Origin of the sequence: Paenibacillus sp. FSL R7-0189, from assembly GCF_037969925.1 — a bacterium.
GTDB classification, from domain to species: Bacteria; Bacillota; Bacilli; order Paenibacillales; family Paenibacillaceae; genus Paenibacillus_AQ; species Paenibacillus_AQ odorifer.
This window is the reverse complement of the sequence record NZ_CP150223.1, coordinates 1217162-1233296: the sequence shown is the minus strand read 5'-3', so window position 1 is coordinate 1233296 and position 16135 is coordinate 1217162. Positions and strand designations below refer to the sequence as shown.

18 protein-coding genes are annotated in these 16135 nt (G+C 43.8%); 10 read left to right on the top strand and 8 right to left on the bottom strand.

What is annotated here, in order from left to right; translation table 11 throughout:
- Nucleotides 1-79: 79 nt before the first annotated feature.
- The 4 genes from MKY63_RS05350 to phnE (MKY63_RS05335) all read left to right on the top strand — a co-directional run bounded on the left by MKY63_RS05350 (nt 80) and on the right by phnE (MKY63_RS05335) (nt 3562).
- Entirely contained in the window at nt 80-1057 is a 978-nt protein-coding gene (locus MKY63_RS05350; protein ID WP_038568963.1) for a phosphate/phosphite/phosphonate ABC transporter substrate-binding protein, read from the top strand.
- A 129-nt stretch (nt 1058-1186) separates the two neighbouring features.
- Nucleotides 1187-1969: a phosphonate ABC transporter ATP-binding protein gene (phnC, locus tag MKY63_RS05345; protein WP_038568965.1), complete on the top strand. Its 783-nt coding sequence runs from the start codon at nt 1187-1189 to the stop codon at nt 1967-1969.
- A gap of 1 nt (nt 1970) precedes the next feature.
- On the top strand, nt 1971-2762 hold the full coding sequence (phnE, locus tag MKY63_RS05340) for a phosphonate ABC transporter, permease protein PhnE (protein ID WP_036676482.1): 792 nt from the start codon (nt 1971-1973) through the stop codon (nt 2760-2762).
- A complete protein-coding gene (gene phnE, locus MKY63_RS05335) occupies nt 2759-3562 on the top strand; it encodes a phosphonate ABC transporter, permease protein PhnE (RefSeq protein WP_339811874.1) in 804 nt (267 codons plus the stop codon). Before phnE (MKY63_RS05340) ends, phnE (MKY63_RS05335) begins: the two co-directional genes overlap by 4 nt.
- 1212 nt (nt 3563-4774) lie before the next feature.
- Here phnE (MKY63_RS05335) and MKY63_RS05330 read toward each other — a convergent pair.
- Entirely contained in the window at nt 4775-5143 is a 369-nt protein-coding gene (locus MKY63_RS05330) for a hypothetical protein (RefSeq protein WP_339811873.1), read from the bottom strand.
- 25 nt (nt 5144-5168) lie between these two features.
- Complete coding sequence (locus tag MKY63_RS05325) at nt 5169-5426, bottom strand: hypothetical protein (RefSeq protein ID WP_076100476.1); 258 nt, start codon at nt 5424-5426, stop codon at nt 5169-5171.
- Between the two features lie 389 nt (nt 5427-5815).
- Between MKY63_RS05325 and MKY63_RS05320 the strand changes: the two genes are divergently transcribed.
- The 5 genes from MKY63_RS05320 to MKY63_RS05300 all read left to right on the top strand — a co-directional run bounded on the left by MKY63_RS05320 (nt 5816) and on the right by MKY63_RS05300 (nt 9412).
- The gene (locus tag MKY63_RS05320) at nt 5816-5980 is read left to right on the top strand and encodes a hypothetical protein (RefSeq protein WP_178420344.1); all 165 of its coding nucleotides are present in this window, start codon (nt 5816-5818) and stop codon (nt 5978-5980) included.
- Nucleotides 5956-6213, top strand: a complete 258-nt coding sequence (locus MKY63_RS05315) for a hypothetical protein (RefSeq protein WP_235219389.1) — start codon at nt 5956-5958, stop codon at nt 6211-6213. The genes MKY63_RS05320 and MKY63_RS05315 overlap by 25 nt, the downstream gene beginning before the upstream one ends.
- Nucleotides 6129-6965, top strand: coding sequence for an IS3 family transposase (locus MKY63_RS05310; protein WP_339813442.1), 837 nt, complete (start codon nt 6129-6131; stop codon nt 6963-6965). The genes MKY63_RS05315 and MKY63_RS05310 overlap by 85 nt, the downstream gene beginning before the upstream one ends.
- Nucleotides 6966-7120: 155 nt before the next feature.
- Complete coding sequence (locus tag MKY63_RS05305) at nt 7121-7852, top strand: ZIP family metal transporter (RefSeq protein WP_036676473.1); 732 nt, start codon at nt 7121-7123, stop codon at nt 7850-7852.
- Between the two features lie 693 nt (nt 7853-8545).
- Entirely contained in the window at nt 8546-9412 is an 867-nt protein-coding gene (locus MKY63_RS05300) for a hypothetical protein (protein WP_339811870.1), read from the top strand.
- A 230-nt stretch (nt 9413-9642) separates the two neighbouring features.
- Here the strand turns inward: MKY63_RS05300 and MKY63_RS05295 are convergent, their stop codons facing one another.
- Together MKY63_RS05295 and MKY63_RS05290 are read right to left on the bottom strand one after the other, a co-directional pair.
- Entirely contained in the window at nt 9643-10635 is a 993-nt protein-coding gene (locus MKY63_RS05295) for an aldo/keto reductase (protein ID WP_036676471.1), read from the bottom strand.
- A gap of 91 nt (nt 10636-10726) precedes the next feature.
- Nucleotides 10727-11575: an AraC family transcriptional regulator gene (locus MKY63_RS05290; RefSeq protein WP_036676452.1), complete on the bottom strand. Its 849-nt coding sequence runs from the start codon at nt 11573-11575 to the stop codon at nt 10727-10729.
- Between the two features lie 201 nt (nt 11576-11776).
- Here MKY63_RS05290 and MKY63_RS05285 point away from each other — a divergent pair, with 201 nt between their 5' ends.
- Nucleotides 11777-12328, top strand: a complete 552-nt coding sequence (locus MKY63_RS05285; protein WP_076100480.1) for a general stress protein — start codon at nt 11777-11779, stop codon at nt 12326-12328.
- An 87-nt stretch (nt 12329-12415) separates the two neighbouring features.
- Here MKY63_RS05285 and glpX read toward each other — a convergent pair whose 3' ends face one another.
- The 4 genes from glpX to MKY63_RS05265 form a co-directional block, all read right to left on the bottom strand.
- Complete coding sequence (gene glpX / locus MKY63_RS05280; RefSeq protein ID WP_076274196.1) at nt 12416-13411, bottom strand: class II fructose-bisphosphatase; 996 nt, start codon at nt 13409-13411, stop codon at nt 12416-12418.
- Nucleotides 13412-13455: 44 nt separating this feature from the next.
- On the bottom strand, nt 13456-14256 hold the full coding sequence (locus MKY63_RS05275; protein WP_080742671.1) for a pyruvate, water dikinase regulatory protein: 801 nt from the start codon (nt 14254-14256) through the stop codon (nt 13456-13458).
- 18 nt (nt 14257-14274) lie between these two features.
- Nucleotides 14275-14919: a helix-turn-helix transcriptional regulator gene (locus MKY63_RS05270; protein WP_081383827.1), complete on the bottom strand. Its 645-nt coding sequence runs from the start codon at nt 14917-14919 to the stop codon at nt 14275-14277.
- A 155-nt stretch (nt 14920-15074) separates the two neighbouring features.
- Entirely contained in the window at nt 15075-16007 is a 933-nt protein-coding gene (locus MKY63_RS05265; RefSeq protein ID WP_036676439.1) for an EamA family transporter, read from the bottom strand.
- Nucleotides 16008-16135 lie beyond the last annotated feature (128 nt).

The following is a 16135-nucleotide window of genomic DNA, read 5'->3' as shown; positions in this document are numbered from 1 at the left end:
TTGCTATTGATTTAATAAAACACATCTATAGTTTAGAAGTACTCAAAAATAAAAATAGAAAACAGTGGAGGTCTTTCGTTTGAGAAAAATCAGTAAATTCGTATTGCCGCTAATGATGTCTATTACATTGCTTAGTGGTTGTGGCGCTAACAACACTACAAATAATGCAAACCAAGGATCGACGGACGGGGCAAATGCACCGAAGGAAACGGCAGCTCCTGTAGCAGAGGGTTATGTTCCAGAGAAGCTTACTGTACAATTTGTTCCTTCTCAAAATGCAGATACGCTCGAAGCTAAAGCGAAACCTCTTGAAAAATTACTGGGTGACAAGCTCGGTATTCCTGTAGAAGTAAGTGTCTCTACTGATTACAACACCGTTATCGAAGCTATGGCCTCTAAAAAAGTGGATGTAGGTTTCCTTCCTCCAACTGCTTACGTGTTAGCTAAAGAAAAAGGAGCAGCTGAGGTTATTCTTCAGGCTCAACGTTTTGGTGTAAATGATGAAACCGGTGGTCCAACAGATGAATTAGCGGATTTCTATAAATCTATGATTATCGTCAAGAAAGATTCTGCGATCAAATCGGTTGCCGATTTGAAAGGTAAAAAAATTGCCTATCAAAACGTTACATCCTCTGCAGGATTTGTATGGCCGGCTGCAACGCTTATGGATGCGGGACTTGATCCGCTGAAGGATGTACAAGCCATTACGGTTAAAGGTCATGATCAAGGCGTGCTTGCTGTGCTGAATGGTGACGTAGATGCAGCAGCTATTTTCCAAGATGCCCGGAACACGGTCGTTAAGGATTATCCAAAAGTATTTGAAGATACTCAAGTTCTCGCCTTTACTGATAAAATTCCTAACGATACGATTTCGGTCCGTTCAGATATGAATAAAGAATGGATTGAAAAAATCCAGCAGGCATTCATTGATATCGCAGCTGACACAGAAGGCCATGAGATTATCAAAGACATTTATTCTCATGAAGGTTATGTGAAATCACAAGACAGCAACTTTGACATTGTTCGCGAATACAACAGTAAAGTAAAAACAGAGTAGAACAGGCCGTTCAAGGATACAACGATGTTGGTGTATAACAGGCATTAAGGATAGCCAGCTCCGGATTCCCCCCCGGATCTGGCTATCTCTTTTATACGAATATACGAAAACACATAAAGGGATGATTTCATGATAGAGCTTCGTAATGTATCCAAAACGTATCTAAACGGAACCAAAGGATTAAACAACATTAACCTGACCATTCCAGCCGGAGAATTTGTAGCTATTGTTGGTCTTTCGGGAGCAGGGAAGTCGACCTTGCTGCGTTCCATTAACCGGCTTCATGATATTTCCGAAGGTAATATTCTTATTAACGGACAGTCCATTACGAATGCAAAAGGAAGCCGGCTACGAATGATCCGTAGGAATATCGGAATGATCTTCCAAAGCTTCAACTTAGTGAAACGTACGACGGTGCTTCGTAATGTTTTGGCAGGACGGGTGGGCTATCATTCCACACTGCGGACGATACTTGGCAGATTCCCACAAAAGGATATCGATTTAGCCTTCGAATCGCTTGATCGGGTAAATATCGCCGAGAAGGCCTATACACGTGCAGATCAGCTATCTGGAGGTCAGCAGCAACGTGTAGCTATTGCCCGTGTTCTTGCGCAGGAGGCACAGATTATCCTCGCAGATGAACCTGTAGCTTCACTAGATCCGCTCACAACCAAGCAGGTTATGGATGATCTAAAGAAGATTAATATGGAACTCGGGATTACGACCATTGTGAATTTGCATTTTATTGATCTGGCTAGAGAATACGCTACCCGGATTATCGGGCTCCGGGCAGGAGAGGTTGTCTTCGATGGTCCTGTATCAGAGGCAACCGATGAGAGGTTTGCTGAGATTTACGGCAGACCGATTCATCAGGATGAGTTGTTGGGTGAGCCTGTACTCGGAGGCGTGTGAGATGAGTGTGAATGCAGAGAAGCTACATCCCAAACCGCCAAGAAAGATAAAACATTATTTTACAGCCATTATATTAGTAGTATTACTGTGGAGAAGTGCTGTCTTAACCGATTCATCCTTCGGAGAGCTGATTTCCGGTCTGCCGAATATGCTTGATTTGCTTAAGGAAATGTTTCCCCCGAACTGGGGGTATTTTGACAACATTATAGATGCGATGCTGGAGACGATCCGGATGGCGCTGGTTGGCACAACGTTTGGTGCCATTCTTGCGGTTCCGGTTGCGCTGTTGTGTGCAAGCAATATTACGCAAAGCCGTTGGCTTCATTATCCGGTCCGTATGCTGCTGAACCTGATCCGCACGATTCCCGATCTGCTGTTGGCTTCTATCTTTGTGGCCATTTTCGGCCTCGGTGCGCTTCCTGGGATATTTGCTTTGACGATATTTTCGTTGGGGCTGATCGCCAAGCTTACCTATGAAACGATGGAGACGATTGATCAAGGACCTTTGGAAGCAATGACTTCAGTGGGGGCTAATAAGATTCAACGCATTATGTTCGGAGTCATTCCACAGGTACAGGCTCATTTTATGTCTTATGTCCTATATGCCTTCGAGATTAATGTTCGTGCTGCGGCGGTTTTAGGTCTGGTAGGAGCGGGTGGGATCGGCCACTATTATGAAGTCACCCTAGGCTTTTTGGAATACGATAAGACTTGCACCATCATCTTGTTCACATTAGCAGTAGTACTGATTATTGATTATGTAAGCACTAAGCTGCGGGAGAAATTAATATGAGTAAATCATGGAATACCCTTGTCCCTAAACCCCGTAAAAATCGTTTTCGTTGGCTGATTTATGTAGCCCTAGCTGTGTTATATATTTGGGCTTTTTCGGGAGTGCCGTTTAATGGATTCAAAGAAACCGCCGGGATCATTACTAAAGCAATTTTTGCCGGGATATTCTCACCTGACTGGGCCTTCGTTTATTTACCAGATGGGGAGGATCTCCTGCGGGGATTGCTCGAGACGTTAGCTATTTCAATCCTAGGCACTTTTATCTCGACCTTTTTATGTATTCCTTTTGCATTTTGGGCTGCAGTTAACATGAGCAAGGGAAAGGTAATTTCAGGTTCCGGCAAGCTGATGTTGAGCTTTATACGAACCTTCCCTGAGATTATTATGGCTTTGTTATTCATCAAGGCTGTTGGACCGGGTTCTTTTGCAGGTGTGCTGGCTCTGGGACTACATTCGGTGGGCATGCTCGGCAAATTGTTCGCGGATGAGATTGAGAATATCGACAACGGTCCACTCGAAGCTTTAATTTCTTCTGGCGCCAGCCGCATGCAGGTATTGTGGTTTGCGGTGTTACCGCAGGTGCTGCCGGGATTCTTATCCTATACCTTATATAGATTCGAAATTAACGTTCGTTCGGCTACGATTTTAGGTGTGATTGGAGCAGGGGGGATCGGCACACCGTTAATCTTCGCGCTCAGTTCACGGAATTGGGACCGCGTGGGGATTATACTGCTAGGTATCATTGCGATGATCACAATTATTGATTTGATTTCCGGCAAGATCCGGAAGAAGCTGGTGTAATCGAGTTGCATAATGATATGTGAGACAAAGACCTCCTTAGGGTATGAACCGAACCTGAAGTGCACCCCTTAGAATAGACATTGGATAAACCCCCTGGTTTGTCCGATGAAATTCTAGGGGGTGCGTTTTTATGGCGATTAAAGGACAGTAGTACTACGCTCGGGCATCTTTAATACCACATACTGGCGTGTCTTCCATTCGATAAAGGTTGCGACACGCGCCTTGCTTTTCCCCACGACTAGATACACAGCAAATTCTTTACCTCGGTTAGTCGTCGCTGTTTGAAATGTGTCGTTCGGGTACTGACTAGCCACAACCTCAAACGCAATCTCCATCGAGTGTGCCGTTTGAGACGGTATCGAGTCCCCAATGGCCAAAGGTTGTACGTTTGCGAACTTCTTTCGGTCGCTTACTGATGGGAGTCCCGATGAGGAAGCGACCACGTGTTTCGACAGGATTTTGTCGCTTGCCTTTATGTCGCAGCGTTTAAACGTTACCTTCGGCAAGACGTCCTTTGTAGAGCCAACGATAGATTGTTACGAAGCACACAAAGGTTTAGCCGTCTGATCGGCGCTTCTCTGCAATTTGTTCAGGGGACCACGTTTCCTTTAGTTTTTGGTCGATCTCTTTGCCAAGAGCTGCAGTGTATTTACCGACAGGAACGCTCAACTCTCTTCTTTTGCAGTGCCGTTGCTGAGCGATTTGAGCGCACCGTCCTGCTCACAACCGCGACCTAGATCTCGAGCGATGGTTGAGGGATGTTGGCCTAGTTCACGCCCAATTTTCCGGCACGACCAAACTAATCGATGAAGTACTTCTAGTTTGTCCTCGTTCAATTATGTTAAGATAGGAATAGCTCATATTGGGTTCTCCTGTACAAAATGGTATGTTGTGGTGACTTCCATTTAACACGAAGCCTACATGGGCCTTATTTGTTTTTTCTAGGTGTCGCGTTTCATATTACAATTCGTCTAATAAAAATAAAATATTTTTTTTGTATATGGTTTAATATCCTAAGTTTCAACTTTATTCTAAAGGTAATTTAATAGGTCTATAGCTAATAAATTGCAGCGCACGTACCAGTCAGAAAATGCATAACATAATAATAAAAAGCCGCTTCACAGCGACTATTATTGTGTTTGAATTATAATAATGGTAAGTGGTTGTGTGTAGATCCTGTTTCGAATATTATTCCACCCTATTCTTCTTGTACTACAAACGGTACTGTTCAAGAGCGTAAGGTATATCGGTTACATGGTCCGCTTTTAAGAGATCATAATTTGACATAAGAACATCGTAATATTCGATGAGCCATTCATCTGGGCTATACCCTTGCAATATATAAATCTTGTCAAGCTTATCTCCATCTACAATACCTATCTGTTGGCCTTTTAATAATCCAACCCCTGAACCAAACAATGAATAAGTAATCGCACCTCGTTTAATTTTAGCAATAGATTGATCTGGATTAGTTATTCGGGAAAGACGTTCAAGAGGTTCCGAATGAGAGTCCGTTAAAAACAATGATTTAATTATAAAGAGTCCCATTACTATTCCAACAACTGAAAGAGCAATGATCATTTTTTTTATTTCATTTCCCCTTTATCTACAAGGTTTTGTTAGTATAGGGCTCTTCTAGCCCATTTACCATATCTTTAAAGGCAACTATCCGGTTATCCGGGCTAGTCAAATCCTGATGTGGATAGATACCACTGTCCAAAACTGCGACCGTAATAGGAGGATGTTTATTCTTTTGTTTTTCTTCTAAAATATTTTCAACTCCGATCATTTTCTTAACATCATCGAGTGTTGAAAAATCATTGTTATCCGAGGTGTATTTCGAATCAGCTTCTTTTTTAACCATTTCATTCCCTAACCTCAACGGAGTATGATTTCGGAAAAAAGATTTAATTTTAAAATGATTACAAAATTTAACAAATATGGCTTTTGGGATCATCATATTAGAATATTCTTAAATTAACAACCCACAATATTACATTTTTTATTTAGGTTTACGAAGGGGGGGCGAGGAATTCATCGAAATCTGAATTATATTACCATCAAACTAAGGATAACCTAATTAGTATTATCGTATATTTCAATATTTTTCTAATCAAAAAATCGGTAACCTTAAGAAAATAACGGTCTATAGTTACAGAAAAAAACCTGCACTCATAATGAAGTGCACCCCTTAGAATAGACATTGGATAAAACCCCTGGTTTGTCCGATGAAATTCTAGGGGGTGTATTTTTATGGCGATTAAAGGACAGAAGTTTAAATCATACTCGGATGAAATCAAAAAGGAGGCTATTCGATTACATGTCGAGGAAAAATGGACTTATCGTAAGATTACGGAGCATTTTCAGTTTCAAGACCAAGGGCGAGTAAAGAAATGGATAAGAGATACCGAGAGCTAGGGGAATTTGGGCTACTAGATCAACGAGGGCGTCGTGAAGAATATATCGATCAAGATAGATATGTTCAAAAGCTCAAACGAGACAATGAAATGCTAAAAAAGTGTTTGGAAATCTGGATGCAGGAGGTGAAACGTGCAAATATAGAGTCATTGAGAGCGCAGCAAAAGAATATGCCGTTAGCGACTTATGTAAACTCTTTAGGGTCTCCAGAAGTGGATACTACGCTTTCTTGAAATGTAAAGGAGTAGAACGGGATCAGGCGGCGAAAGAACTCATTCAGAAGGTGTATGAACGGTATAACGGCATCTACGGTTATTGCCAAATTCAATTGTTCCTGCTACAAGACCACGGAGTTTGGATGAATCATAAGAAGGTACTCAGAATCATGCAGGATCTAGGCATCCGTTCGAGGATCCGCCGAAAGCATCGTTGTAATTATGCTTCTTCCGAAGGAGATCGTGTGGCGAAAAATATATTGAAACGGGATTTCAAAACGGATGCTCCCAACCAAAAATGGGTGACAGACATTACGCAATATCGCGTAGGCGAAAAGTGGCTCTATCTCTCTGCTATTATAGATTTATTCAACAACGAAATTATTGCTTATCAAATGAGCGCTAGGAACGACAATGAACTGGTTCTCCGAACCTTTCAGCAAGCGTGGTCTCAGCAAAAAGACGTGACTGGACTGATCGTTCACAGCGATCAGGGACTCCAATACACATCTCATGCATACCACGACATGCTGCCAAAGGTTGGCGCCCGAATCAGCATGTCTCGCCGAGGCAATTGTTATGACAACGCCTCTATGGAGAGCTTCTTCTCACATCTCAAAACGGAAGGACTCTATCCTTATGATATCCGAAATATGGATGAGGCACAAAGAAAAATTGAAGATTACATTCGATTTTATAACCAACATCGGCCACAACGAAGGTTAAATAAGCTGCCCCCGGTAGAATACCGGAAGCAGCTTATAGTCTAGGGTCTTTTTTCAGTGTCTATAAAATGGGGTCTTGATCAACCTAGGGAATATGATCCATACTATATTGGACCATTCGAAAATGTATGAAAAAGTAATAATTATTTTTTCTGAAACATATGTTGGTCTATCCGACTTGTACCAAAGGAGTTGAAGGTTTGGAATCTGCGCTTATTGGCAGCTTTGTATCGGCAATGGCTACCGTTCTTGGAGCATTTCCGATCCTGTTCGTGAAGAGGTTATCCGAGAAGTGGAAAGATATCCTCGTAGCCTTCACTGCGGGGATTATGGTGTCCGCCTCCACGTTTGGACTCATGCCGCAATCGATCAAAGAATCGGGGATTATCGCTTTAACCTTGGGCTTGATTACCGGAGTGCTGCTGCTTGATTTAATTGAAAATAACATCCCGCATATCGATGTGGAGAATAAGCCCGGTTATACCAATATGGATTCAAAAGCGCTGCTTGTTATGATTGCGCTGTTCATCCACAACATACCAGAAGGCCTCAGTACAGGTTTCAGTTATGCCAGCGAACAGGCCAGTTTAGGTCCTACCGTGGCGATTGCCATTGGCGCACAGAATATGCCGGAAGGTTTGATTCTTGCAGTCTTTCTAATGAATTCGCGAACAAGCAAGCTAAAAGCCTTAGGAATCGTTACGCTTACCGGTTTGATGGAGATGGTATCTGCGGTGATCGGGTATTTTACTGCCAGTTACCTGCATAATGTTGTGGGTTATGGTCTCGCTTTTGCAGCCGGGGCTATGCTCTTTATCGTCTACAAGGAGCTGATTCCGGAGAGTCATGGCCATGGTTATGAGCGGCCTTCGACGTATTCGTTTATTTTTGGATTATTGATCATGGTGTACATCACGCAGATATTTGGGTGAGCAAATATAAGGATTTTCCTTGAGTCTTGTCGAACAAGATTAATTATGTGACGACACATAAACTTGAAAAACTACCATTTTACACTTTACTTATTTTTATCGTTGCTGGATCTATAGGAGCGGGGTGATTTTATCCTCGTTCCTTTTTGGCGTTGATGGCAGTGCTCCATGGAGTAACGGCTGCGCTGATCCTGATTGTGATTGGAACCATTGCTTTTGTGTTCATTAATAGAAGCAGTAAGTGCATTTTGTTGGTGGTGGTTTTTCGTTTCTATACCCTTCTGTATATGTAAAATACGTACATTACATAGTTTGCAGATTGCACTGGATGTCGGAGTGATCGGGGTGTTGGTGTTCATCGCAATGATGGGTATGTTGAATAAAGTGGATGATAGTCGAAAATAACACGGTGTATATTAAAAAATACATTGTGATTTGTTAGATTATGTCTTAATATAGGTAAGTATTTCCATAGAATACATATTTAATGAGGAGAAGATTATCTGCGGTTTTCTTTCTACTACAGGAGCTCCTATTTTTGAAGAAGGTTGTGGGAGGTATTCAGCGAAAGGTATGAAAAAGTTATTTGGTTCAGAAGAATCTTACTGAGATAATCCATTAGTAACCCAACGAGTAACCTAATGTTTTACATACTAAGGGATGCATCAATTACATCTAGGGGGGAATATGTTTATGCAAGTGAAGAAGTCTGTATTTATCAGTTCATTAGTAGTATGCAGCTTAGTGTTCGGGGTAGTTGGAGCAGGAGCAGCAAATGGTATCACAAAGATTCAAGCTGCTTTAAATTCAAATATCAAGTTTAAAGTTGATGGCAATTCATGGCAACCAAAAGATGGTAATGGAAAGAATCTCTCCGCGCTTGTCTACAACGGTACTACCTATCTACCATTACGTTCTACAGCAGAGGCTCTTGGTGTCAACTTGTCGTTGAACAGCGCAACACAAGTGATTTCACTGGATAGTGGTTCTGCAAACGGGATTCCTTATAATGATGCGACGACTTCAGTCGCAGCTCCGAGTACAAGCACATCATCGACTCCAGTCACATCTCCAAGTACAAGCACATCATCGACTTCTAGTGATATCAAGGTACTTTCTGGAACTACATCACAAATGACTAGCAAATTAAAGGAACAAGCTGTGATTCTTCTTAAAATGTACGGAGATTCCCTATTAAGTGGAGATACTTCCAACTACGCCGCTTATTTATCGAAAAATGTATCTACTTCTCGTGAAAATTCGGGAACTTCTTTGGGGGATGACTACTTTATAGATAATTATTCTGATTTGGTAACAGGCACAAAGAAAGCGAATTCGGCATCAACTCTCAAGTCTTTTGCAAAGGCTTTACAGGATGTTAAACTTTCTGATATTGAGGTTGGGCTTATCAGTGATAAAAATGAGTACTTCCAACGTTTCAGCTTCTCTTTTCAGCCGAAAGACTTTAATGCTCTCAGTACTGTTAACGTCTATTTTTCATATGATGTAGAGACCTATAACAGTAGCACTTATATATTGTCCGAAGCCTACGTAGACTAGGAACTCGAACAAAAATATCTTTCAATCAAGCCTATTCCTCAGAATAGGCTTTAAAGTTGACTTCATTCTAATGAGTGCAATTGATCTCCAAGCTTTAATCTAAAATGTTAAAAAAACGGCCAATGAAGTGCCAGAGCAGCATAAGCTGCCTGACCTCATTGGCCGTATTGCAGAAACGGCTTCCGCCTCTAAAAGTACGGTAATGCCGTTTCCTCTTGTTTAGTCCACAATTATCCCCGCAGAATTGCCTCAATTTGCTCTAACTCTTCAGCGCTAAGCTCTGGGGCATTTAAGGAAGCGACGGCATCTTCAATCTGGCTTACCTTACTTGCGCCGATCAATGCAGAAGTTACTTTGCCTCCACGGAGTACCCAAGATAACGCTAATTGAGACATTTTTTGTCCACGTGCAGCAGCAATCTCGTTCAGTTTGCGAACCTTGCCGATCGCCTCTTCGGTAATGGCATTCTCAGACAGGAATACACTTGGACCAGCGGCACGGGAATCAGGAGCGATTCCGTTTAGATAGCGATCGGTCAGTATGCCACCTTGTAACGGGGAAAACACAATGGAGCCGATGCCTTCTTCAGACAATACATCCTGCAAGCCATCTTCAATCCAGCGGGACATCATGGAATAGTTTGGCTGATGAATCAGGCATGGCGTGCCAAGTCGACGCAGAATTTGTGCCGCTTCGCGTGTTTGTTCAGGTCCGTAATTCGAAATCCCGACATACAGCGCTTTACCTTGGCGTACCACGAGGTCCAGCGCTGCCATGGTTTCTTCCAGCGGTGTATTTGGATCTGGGCGGTGGTGATAAAAAATATCAACATAATCCAGTCCCATACGTTTTAAGCTTTGATCTAGGCTGGAGACGAGATATTTTTTGGAGCCCCATTCACCATAAGGACCAGCCCACATATAATAACCAGCTTTAGTCGAGATAACCATCTCATCACGATAAGGGGTCAGATCCTTTTTAAGAATTTGGCCAAAGCTTTCTTCGGCGGAGCCTGCGGGTGGACCGTAATTATTGGCAAGGTCAAAATGAGTGATTCCAAGATCAAAAGCTCTTCTTACCATGGCGCGGCCATTCTCAAATAAGTCGTTGCCGCCAAAGTTATGCCATAGACCAAGCGAGATCGCTGGCAGGAGTAGACCGCTCTTTCCGGTGCGATTATATTTCATATTGTCATATCTGGTAGCGCTTGCGTTATACATGATTTATTCCTCCTATAAACACTTATTACTTAGTAAGTTACGTCCTTATTGTAGCGAAAGATCGCGGACAAACGTATGTCAGCAAGGAAGGAGTTTATAGTACAATGTCATTTTCGAGATGACGGCTACGGTATTCTTTTGGCGAACAACCTTTCACCTTCTTGAACATCCGCGAAAAGAGTAAGGGGTCCTGATAGCCTACAGAACGTGAGATTTCACCAATCGTGCATAGGGTCTCTGTCAGCAGCTCGCACGCCTTAGCGATGCGAAAATTTAATAAATACTGCTGTGGTGGCATACCTATTGTCCGTTTGAACAAGGAGGATAAATATTTGCGATCCAGCTTGAGCGAAGAGGACATCATCTCAACCGAAATATTTTCACAATAATGTGTATGCAAAAAGTGCAGGCATTGCTCGACGTAAATACTTTTTTGACGTGGTAAAGGAAGTACATCTGGAACTGCTGGCACCGCTCGAAGTAACAGAGAAAAGAACTCATACATAATTGCTTTTAGAGGTAGATCCAGGCTGTCCGAAGCTTCAGCTGCTTGTGTCAGGAGCTCGTATAGTTTCGGCATAAGCTGTTCATCCATTGGAAAGATCGGGTGCTCAGGTGACAAGGCGGTTTTGGCCAAAATATAATCAACCTGCTCCCCGGTAAAAGCTACCCAAGAATAGGTCCATGGATTTGCTATGTCTGCTGTGTAGGCAGTTACGATATGCGGATAGGTGAGAAAAGCTTGTCCTGGTTTAAGATAATGGGTCTGTTCACCCACAGTAACTTCACCTGTTCCTGCATGGATAAAATGTATCTTATATACGTCACGAACCCCAGGCCCAAAAAAATGCCCGGGAAGACACTGCTCCCGCCCCCAGTAATGGAGATGCAAGTCGGGATTGCCTCGGAAGGGACGCTCAGAATTATAGTTAAATATCGCCATGGATGATTCCTTCTCTTTCTTTTATAGAGTTGATCTAGGGTAGTTGTACCCGCTTACTTTTATTATACAGCATATTTTAGAAGGAATATGAACTCGGAATTGTTGCGAATTTAAATATCGTAGTTTATCCTTGTCCAGTTTGGTTAAGTAAGCTATGAAGCTGAACGTATGAGCTAACTACATCAATAGGAGGTAATGGAGATGAATAAGAGAATAGTGGGTGTCTTTGCTGCCGAATACGAAGCTTCGCGAGCTATTGAGGAGTTGAAGCGTCAGGGCTGTAGGACAGAGGATATTTCGATTATCGCGAGAAATAAAGCGGATGAGGAAACGCTTAGAGACGAGTCGGGAACCGTGGCCCCGGAAGGTATGGCTACAGGTGCAGCTACTGGTGGTCTGCTGGGTGGAGTAACGGGGCTGCTGATGGGAATTGGCGCTTTGGCTATTCCTGGTATTGGACCTATTATTGCAGCCGGACCTCTTGCGGCAACACTAGCCGGAGCGGCGATAGGCGCAGGCAGTGGCGGTTTAGTCGGCGGACTTATTGGCCTTGGTATCCCTGAAGAGGAAGCAGAAAGCTACGATAACTACGTGGATGAAGGTCATATTCTAGTAATGGTGGATGTGGAAGGCGAGCAGAAGGAGCAAGAAGTGAAACAAATCTTCACAAAGTATAACAGCCTGAACGCAGAACGCTTTGAGAAAGTTGCTAATATAGATCCATTAGCGAGTGAGCGTATTGGAAATAAATAAGAAGCAATTAGCATTCAGTGTAAAAAAAAAACAGGCTATCTCACTAGCAATGGATACTGTTAGTGAGATAGCCTGTTTTTTGTGGTTTTATAGAGAGACAGCATTTTGTCTAACGGTCAGCGCTTCTGGTATTTCTTTTCCTGGTAGGAAATGAATGCTGCGGATATAGCGGATCGTGCGGCTCTGTGCGCGCATGATTACCGAATGTGTCTCCGCGCGTTCTTTGCCGATGAAACGGACACCGTTCAGGAATTCACCTGACGTTACACCCGTGGCGGCAAAGAGGACGTCGCCCGTGCCAACCATATCTTCCATGTATAGCACTCGCGTAGGATTGGCAATTCCCATGCGTACACAGCGCTGCAGCTCTATGGGTCCATCCGGGAGCAATCTGCCCTGCATTTCACCACCAAGGCATTTCAGTGCAGCGGCAGCAAGAACACCTTCGGGTGCTCCACCGGAACCCATATACAAATCGACATCGCTGTCTGGCAGTGCAGCCGCAATAGCGCCAGCAACATCTCCGTGACCAAGCAGCTTAATTCGTACCCCGGCTTCACGCAGGCTATTAATCAGCTGCTCATGCCGTTTGCGATCCAGCACCATTACGGTTAACTCGGAGAGGGATTTGCCAGTGAAATGGCAGGCTTTTTGCAGAGTGATCTCTACAGGGTCCTCGAGTCTAAGCTTCCCGGCAAGTTCGGGCCCGCAGGCTAGCTTCTCCATATAAATGTCCGGGGCATGCAGCAGGCTGCCTTTATCTGCTATAGCAATAACAGATTGCGCATTATGCAGGCCGCAGGCAACAACCTCAGTTCCTTCGAGTGGATCGACGGCTACATCGACAGAGGGACCTTTTTGGTTCCCGACTTTCTCACCAATATAGAGCATTGGAGCATCATCCATCTCTCCTTCACCAATCACAACAGTTCCGTCGATGGACACAGAATCGAACATGGAACGGATCGCAGTCGTGGCTGCATCATCTGCCGCATTTTTATCGCCCCGCCCAATCCAGCGAGCCGAGGATAAAGCACCTAGTTCAGTTACCCGTACAATCTCAAGGGCCAGTTCGCGCTCCATTCTAATTCCCTCCAGTGCATTCTATATATTTTGTAAACTGAAATTTAGATATAACCCATAATAATCCCAGCGGTTTCTTCTATAGCCTTGTCAGTAATATCAATTACAGGACAGCCCAGCTTGTTGAACAATGAAGCGGCGTATTCCATCTCTTCGGTGATCCGTTCCAGACTTGCATATTGGGAGCCTGTCGGTAATCCCAGAACCTTAAGCCGCTCAGAGCGGACCTTCAGCATGTACTCGGGTTTCATGGTTAATCCGATAAGCCGGTTCGGCGGCAAGCTTAATAGTTCTTGTGGAGGACCAATCTCCGGGATAATCGGATAGTTAACGACTTTTTTTCCTCTATGGGCCAAAAAGATGCTAAGCGGTGTCTTTGAAGTACGGGACATGCCCAGCAGAACGATATCGGCTTTGAGCATGGCACCCAGATCACGGCCGTCATCACAGGCGACGGTGAATTCTATAGCTTCTATGCGGCGGAAATAATTCTCGTCGAGCTGGTGGAGAAGACCTGGCCGCTGCTGAGGAGCATCGTCGAAGGTATCAATGAAGGCCTGCATCATAGGGCCCATGATATCAACGATCCGCAAATCAAGACGTACCGCTTCCTCGCGGATCATTTCTCTTAATTCTGGCTGCACTAATGTATAGGCGACAAAACCTTGATGCTGAGCTGCTTCTTCCATAAGCTTGCGTAGCTCGTCTTCATGCCTAATATTGCCGTATCTTTTAATGGTGACCTGCTGATTCTGAAATTGGTGAATAACGGCCTGCACGACAGCCTCTGCCGTATCTCCTATAGAATCCGAGCATATCGTTATTAAGTTGGAAGATTGCTCGATGCTCATGGGTTCCTCCTGTTATCCTTTGGCTTCAAGTTCGAGGAGAAGTTTGATGATGGAGGTTTTTGTTAAACGTCCTACCACATCCAGTTTTGTACCGCCGTCTTCAGCGGCGCTGGGAACAACCACCGGCAAACTGTCTACCTCGTGAAAAATCATCTTATGTGCAGCTTCAAGCACCGGCTCATCCGGTGAAGTTGTGACCACTTTGGGCTGGCGCGTCATAACCATGCTTACGGGCATGGAGACTGCACCGGGGTTGCCCAAGGTTACCTTTAGGAAATCCTTACGTGAAGCAACGCCCGTGAGTTTACCCTCTTCGTCACAGATAATAAGAGTGCCTACATCTTGTAGAAAAAGCGTAACTACGGCATCTTGAATAGTTGTGGTCTCACGGATAACTATAGGTACACTTTGAATTTCTTTGACCATCGTTTCCTGCAGCAGATAACCGCTTCCCTGACGACTGGATGATTTCAATCCTGGGAAGTACCCGACCTTCGGCTTGGCGTCGATATATTTGAGCATAACCAAAACAGACAGATCCGAGCGAATTGTTGGCCGGGTAAGGTTCAAACTTTCGGCAATCTGTTCGCCGGTAATCGGAGCTCTTTTGTTAACGATATCGATAATCTCTATTTGACGTGATGTCAGTTCGATCACAATTCCCTCCACTTCCGATAAAAAAGGCATTCCTCTTTAGAAAAGAAGAGCCGTTAAGCGAATCCTCCTTTCATATATGAGTCATATTTAGCTGTGTTTAATTTAACTTGTTTATATAATACGCAATAGTGGTCATAAATGCAATATATAGTACGTCATATATTTGATTTTTTTAACGCAACAGTGTTGATCTTCTTTTTTTGCAGTAATTGCTTTAAAGCATCAGCATTCACTAGGATTGTTCCGGCAATGATGGTGAACACTCCGAGAATCGTAATCCAAGATACGGACTCATTGTAAAAGAAAAAGCCTACACCCACGGCAATCGGTGGAGAAATATAAAGCCAGGTAGAAGGAAACACTGGGTTGGTCTTAGCTACGAGCCAGTAGAACAAGGTATGGCCGACCATGGAGCCGATAACTGTGAGATAGAGCAGTGAACCTGCTGTCTCGAATGAGAAGAGAAATGCAGGATGTACTTTTTCCGTGGCAAAAGAAAGAATGAATAACAGTGCACCGCCATACATCATTTGAGCCGCATTCAGTGCGATCGGTGAGACTTCAGGCATACTGTTAATTACTTTTTTGGAGTAAATCGCACCTACAGCATAGCAACACTCTCCAATTAGGACTACAGCGCAACCGATGAGCCACAGTGGTGAAATATCAACGGCGAGATTGGGGAGAACCAGCAGCAGTACGCCAGTGAAGCCGATGATGCAGCCATATAGGGAGATGGCGGGTGCTTTTTGCCGAAGAATAGAGGTTTGGAGCAGCAGGATCATGATCGGTCCAGTGGCAGAGAGTACAGCTGCAAGCCCTGAAGAAACATATTGTTCAGCCCAGTAGAGACCCGCGAAGGTGCCGAAGGTTAGTGCAGACCCGGTGAACAACATTTCTTTGCGCAACAGTAAGGAGAAGCTGGCTTTACGTTTCCAGACCATCCATAGGAATAGAACAGCGCCCGCGACAAAAAATCTTAAGCCCGCTGAAAAAAAAGGAGGCGCACCGGCATCTACGCCGATTTTGATAGCTAGAAAGGTCGTGCCGAAGATCAGACATACAAGTGCATAAGCAAATAAGATCATTTTGAAAGTCCCCTTTTGTGTGCTTTATAAAATATAAGAATTTATAAGCTGGCATTTTGTTAATCATATAGGGGAGTGGACAGAACAGATTACCTTGAGTAGAACAGATTAATTCAGAAATCGTGTAC

Bases quoted from the DNA above. Each gene is read 5' to 3' on its own strand.
- MKY63_RS05330 (WP_339811873.1), bottom strand. From the start codon at position 5,143: ATGATCATTGCTCTTTCAGTTGTTGGAATAGTAATGGGACTCTTTATA.
- phnC (WP_038568965.1), top strand. From the start codon at position 1,187: ATGATAGAGCTTCGTAATGTATCCAAAACGTATCTAAACGGAACCAAA.
- MKY63_RS05320 (WP_178420344.1), top strand. From the start codon at position 5,816: ATGGCGATTAAAGGACAGAAGTTTAAATCATACTCGGATGAAATCAAA.
- phnE (WP_339811874.1), top strand. From the start codon at position 2,759: ATGAGTAAATCATGGAATACCCTTGTCCCTAAACCCCGTAAAAATCGT.
- MKY63_RS05265 (WP_036676439.1), bottom strand. From the start codon at position 16,007: ATGATCTTATTTGCTTATGCACTTGTATGTCTGATCTTCGGCACGACC.
- glpX (WP_076274196.1), bottom strand. From the start codon at position 13,411: ATGGAGCGCGAACTGGCCCTTGAGATTGTACGGGTAACTGAACTAGGT.
- phnE (WP_036676482.1), top strand. From the start codon at position 1,971: ATGAGTGTGAATGCAGAGAAGCTACATCCCAAACCGCCAAGAAAGATA.
- MKY63_RS05315 (WP_235219389.1), top strand. From the start codon at position 5,956: ATGGATAAGAGATACCGAGAGCTAGGGGAATTTGGGCTACTAGATCAA.
- MKY63_RS05300 (WP_339811870.1), top strand. From the start codon at position 8,546: ATGCAAGTGAAGAAGTCTGTATTTATCAGTTCATTAGTAGTATGCAGC.
- MKY63_RS05290 (WP_036676452.1), bottom strand. From the start codon at position 11,575: ATGGCGATATTTAACTATAATTCTGAGCGTCCCTTCCGAGGCAATCCC.
- MKY63_RS05285 (WP_076100480.1), top strand. From the start codon at position 11,777: ATGAATAAGAGAATAGTGGGTGTCTTTGCTGCCGAATACGAAGCTTCG.
- MKY63_RS05325 (WP_076100476.1), bottom strand. From the start codon at position 5,426: ATGGTTAAAAAAGAAGCTGATTCGAAATACACCTCGGATAACAATGAT.